The sequence below is a fragment of the Clostridium akagii DSM 12554 genome, from assembly GCF_000686725.1.
GTDB classification, from domain to species: Bacteria; Bacillota; Clostridia; order Clostridiales; family Clostridiaceae; genus Clostridium_I; species Clostridium_I akagii.
Window position 1 is genome coordinate 337654 of sequence record NZ_JMLK01000008.1, and the last position, 8688, is coordinate 346341.

At 33.9% G+C, this 8688-nt stretch carries 8 protein-coding genes and 5 tRNA genes; 5 read left to right on the top strand and 8 right to left on the bottom strand.

Translation table 11 applies throughout. The annotated features are described in order from the left end of the window. Positions 1 to 28: 28 nt before the first annotated feature. Entirely contained in the window at positions 29 to 493 is a 465-nt protein-coding gene (locus tag BR66_RS0105650) for a methylated-DNA--[protein]-cysteine S-methyltransferase (protein WP_026882048.1), read from the bottom strand. A gap of 168 nt (positions 494 to 661) precedes the next feature. Here BR66_RS0105650 and BR66_RS0105655 point away from each other — a divergent pair, with 168 nt between their 5' ends. The 3 genes from BR66_RS0105655 to BR66_RS0105670 all read left to right on the top strand — a co-directional run bounded on the left by BR66_RS0105655 (position 662) and on the right by BR66_RS0105670 (position 3962). Then, entirely contained in the window at positions 662 to 2020 is a 1359-nt protein-coding gene (locus BR66_RS0105655; RefSeq protein ID WP_026882049.1) for an efflux RND transporter periplasmic adaptor subunit, read from the top strand. Between the two features lie 66 nt (positions 2021 to 2086). Next, positions 2087 to 2788 (top strand): ABC transporter ATP-binding protein, encoded by a 702-nt coding sequence (locus BR66_RS23215; protein ID WP_035795528.1) that lies wholly within the window; start codon positions 2087 to 2089, stop codon positions 2786 to 2788. Then, the gene (locus BR66_RS0105670; protein ID WP_026882050.1) at positions 2766 to 3962 is read left to right on the top strand and encodes an ABC transporter permease; all 1197 of its coding nucleotides are present in this window, start codon (positions 2766 to 2768) and stop codon (positions 3960 to 3962) included. The genes BR66_RS23215 and BR66_RS0105670 overlap by 23 nt, the downstream gene beginning before the upstream one ends. Positions 3963 to 4095: 133 nt before the next feature. Here the strand turns inward: BR66_RS0105670 and BR66_RS0105675 are convergent, their stop codons facing one another. Further along, positions 4096 to 4299 carry a hypothetical protein gene (locus BR66_RS0105675; protein WP_026882051.1) on the bottom strand — a complete coding sequence of 68 codons (204 nt, stop codon included), beginning with the start codon at positions 4297 to 4299 and terminating at the stop codon, positions 4096 to 4098. A 76-nt stretch (positions 4300 to 4375) separates the two neighbouring features. Then, positions 4376 to 5626 carry a competence/damage-inducible protein A gene (locus BR66_RS0105680; RefSeq protein WP_026882052.1) on the bottom strand — a complete coding sequence of 417 codons (1251 nt, stop codon included), beginning with the start codon at positions 5624 to 5626 and terminating at the stop codon, positions 4376 to 4378. A 271-nt stretch (positions 5627 to 5897) separates the two neighbouring features. Here BR66_RS0105680 and BR66_RS0105685 point away from each other — a divergent pair, with 271 nt between their 5' ends. Both BR66_RS0105685 and BR66_RS0105690 read left to right on the top strand, forming a co-directional pair. Next, positions 5898 to 6878 carry a DnaD domain protein gene (locus tag BR66_RS0105685; RefSeq protein WP_026882053.1) on the top strand — a complete coding sequence of 327 codons (981 nt, stop codon included), beginning with the start codon at positions 5898 to 5900 and terminating at the stop codon, positions 6876 to 6878. Then, positions 6871 to 7857 (top strand): ATP-binding protein, encoded by a 987-nt coding sequence (locus tag BR66_RS0105690; protein ID WP_026882054.1) that lies wholly within the window; start codon positions 6871 to 6873, stop codon positions 7855 to 7857. The genes BR66_RS0105685 and BR66_RS0105690 overlap by 8 nt, the downstream gene beginning before the upstream one ends. Before the next feature lie 397 nt (positions 7858 to 8254). Here the strand turns inward: BR66_RS0105690 and BR66_RS0105700 are convergent. The 5 genes from BR66_RS0105700 to BR66_RS0105720 form a co-directional block, all read right to left on the bottom strand. Continuing rightward, positions 8255 to 8331: transfer RNA gene (locus tag BR66_RS0105700), tRNA-Asp, on the bottom strand. Between the two features lie 6 nt (positions 8332 to 8337). Continuing rightward, positions 8338 to 8413, bottom strand: a tRNA-Val gene (locus BR66_RS0105705). Between the two features lie 11 nt (positions 8414 to 8424). Continuing rightward, positions 8425 to 8499: transfer RNA gene (locus tag BR66_RS0105710), tRNA-Glu, on the bottom strand. Between the two features lie 29 nt (positions 8500 to 8528). Then, positions 8529 to 8604, bottom strand: a tRNA-Thr gene (locus tag BR66_RS0105715). A 3-nt stretch (positions 8605 to 8607) separates the two neighbouring features. Beyond that, a tRNA-Asp gene (locus BR66_RS0105720) sits at positions 8608 to 8684 on the bottom strand. Positions 8685 to 8688: the final 4 nt, after the last annotated feature.

Below are 8688 nucleotides of genomic sequence, written 5' to 3' on the forward strand. Positions count from 1 at the left end.
GTCAAGAAAATTATAAATATTTGGAATTTTATCCTTTTCTATTCTCTAGTTCTAATAAATATTTTTTCTTATCAATACCACCAGCATAACCAACGAGTTTTCCATTTATACCTATAACCCTATGGCATGGAATTATTATAGGTATTTTATTTTTATTATTTGCTCCCCCAACTGCTCTAACTGCCTTTGGATTACCTATTTCATTTGCTACATCTTTATATGATTTCACTTCCCCATAAGGTATTTTGAGAAGTTCATCCCAAACCCGTCTTTGAAAATCCGTACCATTAATACTTAGCTTTACAGTGAACATTTTTCTATGTTTAGTAAAATATTCGTCTAGTTCTTTTAAACATAAAATCATATTTTCATTCAAATTGGTTTTTCCATTTTTCTCTTGTTTACTTTCTAAAAATTCCAAGGCTTCAATTCCTAAATCGGAACCTATGATTTTTATTGTTCCTATTGGTGATTCATAATATGCTGTATACATTTTAACGCCACCCTTGAACATTATTTTTTTAAAAGAGCTTTTATTTACAAACTTGCCACGAAACTGTAACAGAGTATCTATATTATATAATTAATATTTAAAAATTTGCAAATAGTCACCTATTTATATTTGGTATTTATTAAACAGCAAATCTTAGGAGGAATTAAAATGAATAGAGCTTCGTTAAAAAAGATTATTATTTCCGCATTGATTTTCGTAGTGATTGCAGGTGGCGGATATTATCTATACGTTACTAAAATTAAAGCTAAGGCAACTACCCAAACTAGATTCATCACCGAACAGGCAACAAAAGGCACATTAAAAGTTACGGTTTCTGGAACTGGAGCTGTATCCTCCTCATCAACAAAAGATGTCATTATTCCGAGTAATGGTACTCTAACTAACTTTAAAGTATCAACAGGAAGCGCTATAACCCAAGGAACTTCACTAGGTTCAGTGGTAGACTCTAATCTTCAAAATCAAATCAAAATAGATCAGGCTAAACTTGCCCAGGCTAAACAACAACTTACCCAAGCACAGCAAAAAAGTAGCAGTGATAGTCAATCTGGCCAAGCTAAAATAACCCAAGCCAGCGACCAGCTCACTGAAGATAAGGCAAAACCAAATATAGATCAAGCTACACTAGATAAGGATAATAATGCTATTAGTGATGCTCAAAACTCTTTAACAAATGATGCAAACAGTGATAACAACAGTATAACTAATGACAATCTAGCAATTGAGCAAGCACAGTCTACAGTTGACAATGATAATACAACTTTAAGTAAGGAAAACATTATTGCACCAATAAGCGGGATATTTGAAAATGTTGCTAATGGAAATGGAGATTCCGTGCAATCCGGTAAAACCCTAGGAACAATTATGGATTTAACCCATTTACAACTTCAAGTTGCGGTAGACGAACTTGATATTAGTAAAATATCACTTGGACAGAAAGTTGACCTGACATTTGCTGATGTTCCAAGTAAAAATTATACTGGAACTGTAGCAAGTATACCTGATAGTGGAACAAGCACAAATAGTGTAACCACTTACAATGTTGTCGTAACAATAGATGATTCTACAGGTTTAAAACTTGGTATGAATGCAAACGCAAGTATAAATGTTCAAAGCAAAGACAACACTTTAATGGTACCTTCAAATGCTATTCAAACTGTAAGTGGTAAAAAATATGTAATGGAGCCTTCAACTTCTTCAACTAGCTCAAGTTCAAGCTATGGCAGTGGTGGAAGTTCATCCAAGTTTGGTTCTAGTTCAAGTAGAAGTGGTGGTACTAAAGCTGGTAAACTTGTAGAAGTTCAAACTGGTATTTCAAATCAAAATGATGTTGAAATCATAAGTGGTCTATCAGAAGGGCAAAAGGTACTAGTTCAATTGCCTACTGTATCTACATCTGCTTCATCATCTAGATCTGGCGGTGGTAGTGGCTTCGGCGGTGGCAGTGGTTTGGGCAGCGGCAGTGCTGGCGGTAGCGGCTTTGGCGGTGGTTCCCGTAGTGGAAATTAACTTACTAACTAGTATCGGTCAATTTACGGTGATTGGATATAATCTAATTATGGAGGAACTTATAATATGATAGAGATAAGAAATCTTAGTAAAATATATGAAATTGGTAAAGAGAAACTCTATGCCTTAGACAACGTTTCTCTAAAAATAAATGATGGTGAATTTGCTGCTATTGTTGGTCCATCAGGTTCTGGTAAATCTACATTAATGAATATTTTAGGATGTCTAGATATACCTTCAAAAGGAAGCTATATACTTGATGGCACACCTGTTGAAACTCTAAACGATGACCAGCAGGCAGAAATACGAAATGAAAAAATAGGGTTTATATTTCAAAAATATAATCTGCTTACAAAATTAAATGTATATGAAAATGTAGAAATACCATTAATTTATTTAGGTACTGGTAATGCTGAGCGAAAAGAGAGAATTGAAAAAGCTCTAGAGCAGGTTGGCCTATCATCCCATATTCACCATAAACCATCTGAACTTTCTGGTGGACAGCAGCAGAGAGTTGCCATTGCAAGAGCACTTGTAACAAATCCATCAGTAATTATGGCAGATGAACCAACTGGAGCATTAGACAGTAAAACTGGTAAAGAAGTACTTGCCCTTTTGCAAGAGCTCCATAAAACAGGAAGAACTATAGTGCTTATAACACATGACCTTTCAATTGCGGCAGAAGCCGAGAGAAGAATTCAAATAAAAGATGGTCATATACTTTCTGATGATGGAGGTGAGAATAATGAAGATACATCAGCTGTTTAAAATGGCTCTTAAATCTATCTTTGCCAATAAAATGCGCTCTTTTCTTACAATGCTTGGAATAATTATTGGTATAGCATCTGTCATAATACTAATTGCTATGGGTCAAGGAAGTACAAAATCGGTTCAAGACTCCATTTCAAGCATGGGAACTAACCTTATAACTGTAAGTATTACAGGTAAAACAACAAAAGATGTTACAAAACAAGAATTAAATGAACTGAAAACCAAACCAGGAATCAAAGACATATCACCAACCCTTAGCAGTGGAAATGTTAATATATCTGCTGGAGATCAAACGGCTACTACAACTGTTCAAGCCGTGGAGCCTAACTATGAAACAATAAAAAATGTCCCTGCGGAAAGTGGACGATTTATTAATCAAAATGATTTGGATAATAGATATAATTCTGCCGTAGTTGGAACAGATGTAGCAACTGAACTTTTTAATAGTACAGATGTTGTTGGACAAAAACTCAATATAAACGGTGTATCTTTCGATATAGTTGGAGTGTTAAAATCACAGGGCACCAGTTCTGCTGGCTCATCAGATGATACTGTACTTCTACCACTAACTACAGCTCAAAGACTTTTAAAAACAACTGATATAAAAACTTTTTATATTCAGGCATCAAGTTCTGATAACGTAAATACAGCCATGTCTTATCTTCAACTATTTATGGATACTAAATACGGTCTTCCTACTACTTCTGCGAGTACCGTAACAAATAAATATTTTAGAGTATTCAACCAGTCCAGCTTACTTGCTACAGCAACTTCAACAAATCAAACCATGACCAATGAACTTGCTGGTATAGCTGCTATTTCTCTTTTAGTTGGAGGTATTGGTATTATGAATATAATGCTTGTCTCTGTTATGGAACGTACTAGAGAAATTGGTATAAGAAAAGCTTTAGGTGCTAAAAGAAGAGCCATACTATTACAATTCCTAATTGAAGCGGTATTCGTCAGTGGTATCGGCGGTATTTTAGGAGTACTAATTGGTATTGGTGGTAGTGAGTTGTTACAAACATTTAACAACACCGCCATACAACTATCTAGCACTGTAGTCCTGGCCGCATTTGCATTCTCTGTAACTGTAGGCATTGTATTTGGACTATATCCTGCAAGTAAGGCTTCAAAACTTAGTCCAATAGATGCTTTAAGCTTTGAATAGATGATTCTTACTCAAAGAAGCTGAAGCAGAAGAATCAAATAAAAAAAGATGCAAGAAGATTGGTTTACAAATCTTCTTGCATCTTTTTTATTTTTAACTAATCATGAAATTTTCCACTAGGACAAATTTCCATTCACTTGTCAGTTCTTACTATCTTTTCTGCTTCCTTAAAATCATCTGGCCTTAAATCATCTGGTACTTCACCTGTTATATTACCAGCAATAAATCTTGCACATTTAAAATAGTCACTATTACAAAAATTATTTTTATATTCAATAATTTCATTCTCATTTCTGCTATTAATATATGGACACACTTCAATATTTGGACACCCCATATAATCACCCCTATACCAGCTTTCTATATAAGTATATGAATGGTTTAAATACTTATTTACACAATTCATTTTAACTCTAAACTTGTTTCATATGTTCAATAAGTTCTCTTCTAAGCCAATCTAAAGCCGTAAAAGTTGCCCTATCTCTAATTTTTTGCCTGTTACCAACAAAATTGAATTTTTTCGTCTTTACTTCTCCAAACATATATATCCCCATGTACACAAGCCCTACAGGTTTTTCATCTGTTCCACCGCCAGGTCCAGCTATTCCTGTTGTCGAAATACCAATAGTAGTTCCAGCATTTTTTGCAATACCGGCTGCCATTTCCCCTGCGCATTCACTACTAACCGCTCCAAAGTCTTTTAACGTGCTCTCAGTTACGCCAAGCCTTTTCACTTTAGCATCGTTACTATATGTTACCGCACCTTCTAAAAACACCTCAGAAATCCCAGGATAGTCTATTAGTTTTCCTGCTAAGAGTCCTCCTGTACATGATTCTGCTGTTGCAATAGTAAACTGATTTTTTATAAGTATTTTGGCTACTACTTCTTCTATAGTCTGTTCATTTATTCCATATACATTTATATCTCCAAGTACGTCCCTTATCTCTTTCTCTATGGGCGCAATAATTTTCGCTGCCTCAGCTTCATGGTTTACTTTAGCCGTAAGCCTTAAAACCGTTTCATTATCCTTGGCATATGGCGCAACTGTTGGGTTTTTCTGCCTATCAAATATGTATCCAACTGCATCGTCTACACTACTTTCACCAATACCTGTTATCCTTAATGACTTTGATACAAGCATTCCATCTTGAAACTTCTTAAGATATGGTACTATACTCTCATTGAACATTAGCTTCATCTCTCTTGGAGGTCCAGGAAGTAATACTGCGATCTTAGAATTTTCCTCTATAATGCAACCTGGTGCTGTTCCATTATTATTTTTGACTATAATACATCCCTCAGGAAAATATGCCTGTTTCTTGTTATTTTCAGTTGGAGTATAATTCATTTTTTTAAAATACTCCATTATTTCTCCTAAAGATTTCTCATCTAAGATCAATTTTTTATTAAAATATTCTGCTGCAATTTCTTTTGTTAAATCGTCTTTAGTCGGTCCAAGTCCTCCAGTGGTTATAACGATATCAGCTCTATTAATGGCAATATCATATGCATTTTTTAGCCTTTCTGGATTATCTCCTACTACAGTCTGATAAAAAACATTAATTCCAAGACTGGCAAGTTCCTTTCCAAGATATTGAGCATTAGTATTAACTATATCACCCAATAACAATTCTGTACCTACTGATAAAAGTTCTGCTCTCATTACTTCACCTCATTTTGTTTATAGGCATATGAAAAAAAAAATCAAATTAGGATATAACCTAGTTGTTTCTTTCAAAATGCTACTTTATTAATATATAAATTATAACATATCAATGCATATTAACTTTAGTATTTTTAGGCCATTTTATGGGAAGTATAGTGTTAACATAATTTTTATATTATAAAACGTTAATTTTATCTCTACATTTTGTTATAATAAATATGTGAGTGTACTATATATTGCATAAGCAAATTTGAAAGGCGGTGATATTATGAGTACTTTCATGTTTAAGAATAAACTTAAAAACTATACTCCTTTAAGTAATATTTTTATAGATAAGTACATGCCTCGAGCACGAGGAGAATATGTTAAAGTATATATTTTGGGAATGAAATACTGTGTATCCGGAGAGCTTGGAGTTGATTCAGCCTTGTTTGCTAACACTCTTCATCTTTTGGAGACGGACCTTATGAATGCTTGGAACTATTGGAATGACGAAGGTGTTGTAAAATTAGTTCCTATAGATAACATGGGGAATTTTAACATAGATTTTTTAGACCTTGATGAAAATAGTTCTGATAAAGATGAAACCATAAATCTTTTAAAGGAATTAGATAACAGCTCAACTAAAGATATGCTCCAAGATATCGAAAAATTGGTTGGAAGAACCCTATCTACTAAAGAAATGAAAATGTATATAGGCTGGATAAGTGATTTTAATTTCCCTCCAGAGCTGATTCTTCTGCTTATAGAATATTGTGTTTCAAAGGGTAAAACGGATTATAGATATATTGAAACAATAGCTATCAATTGGCATGAAAACAAGATTAATTCTATTGATGATGCTCAATCCTTTATTAAAAAACATGAAGATAAATGGATTAAAATAAGAAAAATATTAAATTATCTAGGTATAAGGGATGCTGATGTATTAAAACCTCAAGAATTACTTCTTGATAAATGGATTAATTCCTATGGTTTTCCTTTAGACGTAATCTATAGGTCCTGTGACATAACTTTTTCTAGAATAAATAAAGCTGACTTCAAATACATGGACGCTATCTTAACTAACTGGTTTAAGGGTGGCATAAAAACTCTCACTGAAATTGATACTAAAGATTTTAAAAAGAGTAGCTATAAAAAGGCAGGTCCAAAAACTGGTCCAAAAACTAACTTCAACGACTATGAACAGAGATCTTATGATTATGATGAACTTGAAAAGAAATTATTAGGATGGGATAAAAATGATTAGAGGCTATGCAGAAGAAATATCTAAAATGTATTCTGACATTCGTGAAAATGAAGCACGGTTACTAAAACAACGCCGTGAGAAGATTCAAAATGATCTTCCTGTGGTTTTTAACCTTGAGAAAAAAATAGCAAAACTCTGCATTGATTTAGCGGTTAATTCATTTAAAGATATAGATGACAGAGAAAACTATTTAAGTAATTTGAAAAATGAAATTACTAATCTGAGAGTAAAAAAATCAGAGTTATTAGTTGCCAATGGTTATTCTCAAGATTATGTATCGCTTCAATATAAATGCAATAAATGTAAAGACACCGGCTATATAGGTTCCACAAAATGCAGTTGCTATAAGCAAAAACTTGTAAAATTATATTATAAGAATTCTTATCACAACTCTATGCTTGCAAGCAATAATTTTGAACACTTTAATATAGATTATTACTCTACCCAGAGGACAAATAATGATCCTAGAAGTCCTAGAAAAAATATGGAGGATACAATAATTCCGTATGTAATGGATTATTTGAAAAACTTTCCAGCAACAAAAAATAATTTATTATTTTATGGTAGTTCAGGCACTGGAAAAACTTTTTTATCCAATTGTATTGCAAAAGATTTATTAGATAAAGGATTCCTTGTGATATACAGAACCTCAGATGATATCATCCATGATCTTAAAAAAGTTAAATTTGAAAATGATCATAATTTAGAGAACTTACTTCTTAATTGTGATTTACTCATATTGGATGATTTAGGCACAGAACAGATAACAGACTTTTCGTCCACAGAACTGTTCAATCTTCTCAATAAAAAACTTTTAATGAACAAGAAGATGCTTATTTCTTCAAACTATGCATTAGAAAAACTTTCAAGAACCTATTCTGAAAGAATTACCTCCAGACTATTTGGCGACTTTACCCTTTTCAAATTTTATGGAGATGACATAAGAATTAAAACAAACCTTCAAAGACAGAAACAATAACTTACTGCTTTGAGAGTATAACTTGAAAATTGTTAGAAAATGCAGAACACTCATTTAGTTACAAGTGACAAGTTAAGGAATATTTTCGGCTAAAGCCGAAGAATAAATAAAATAGGGAGGTAAGCTGATTTGTTTCACAAATCCACTTATCTCCCTAAACATTTTTCCTCTCTATGTTACTATGTTATTCTTATATTCTTTTTATTTTGCCCCAAGGCAAAATCTCCTTAATCTGTAACCTGTAACTTTTTTAATCAAGTATGTGCATCCTTAATTGCAAAAAACAACGCTTCCTAGATAAAACCTAAGAAGCGTTGTTTTGCTAACAATAGCAATTGGAACCAAATTTACTAATTATAAATCAGCTATTCTACCAATTGAGCTATGTCAGCTAATATGGCGACCTGGAAGGGGATCGAACCCTCGACCTCCGGCGTGACAGGCCGGCACTCTAACCAGCTGAGCTACCAGGTCATATTATGGTGGGCATTACAGGGCTCGAACCTGTGACCCTCTGCTTGTAAGGCAGATGCTCTCCCAGCTGAGCTAAACGCCCATAATATGTTATGGTGACCCCTACGGGACTTGAACCCATGTTACCACCGTGAAAGGGTGGTGTCTTAACCACTTGACCAAGGGGCCTTGTAAAATTTAAATTTATTTTAAAAAAATGGTGCTGGCAGTAGGAATTGAACCCACAACCTACTGATTACAAGTCAGTTGCTCTACCAATTGAGCTATGCCAGCATTTGGCGACCTGGAAGGGGATCGAACCCTCGACCTCCGGCGTGACAGGCCGGCACTCTAACCAGCTGAGCTACCAGGTCATAT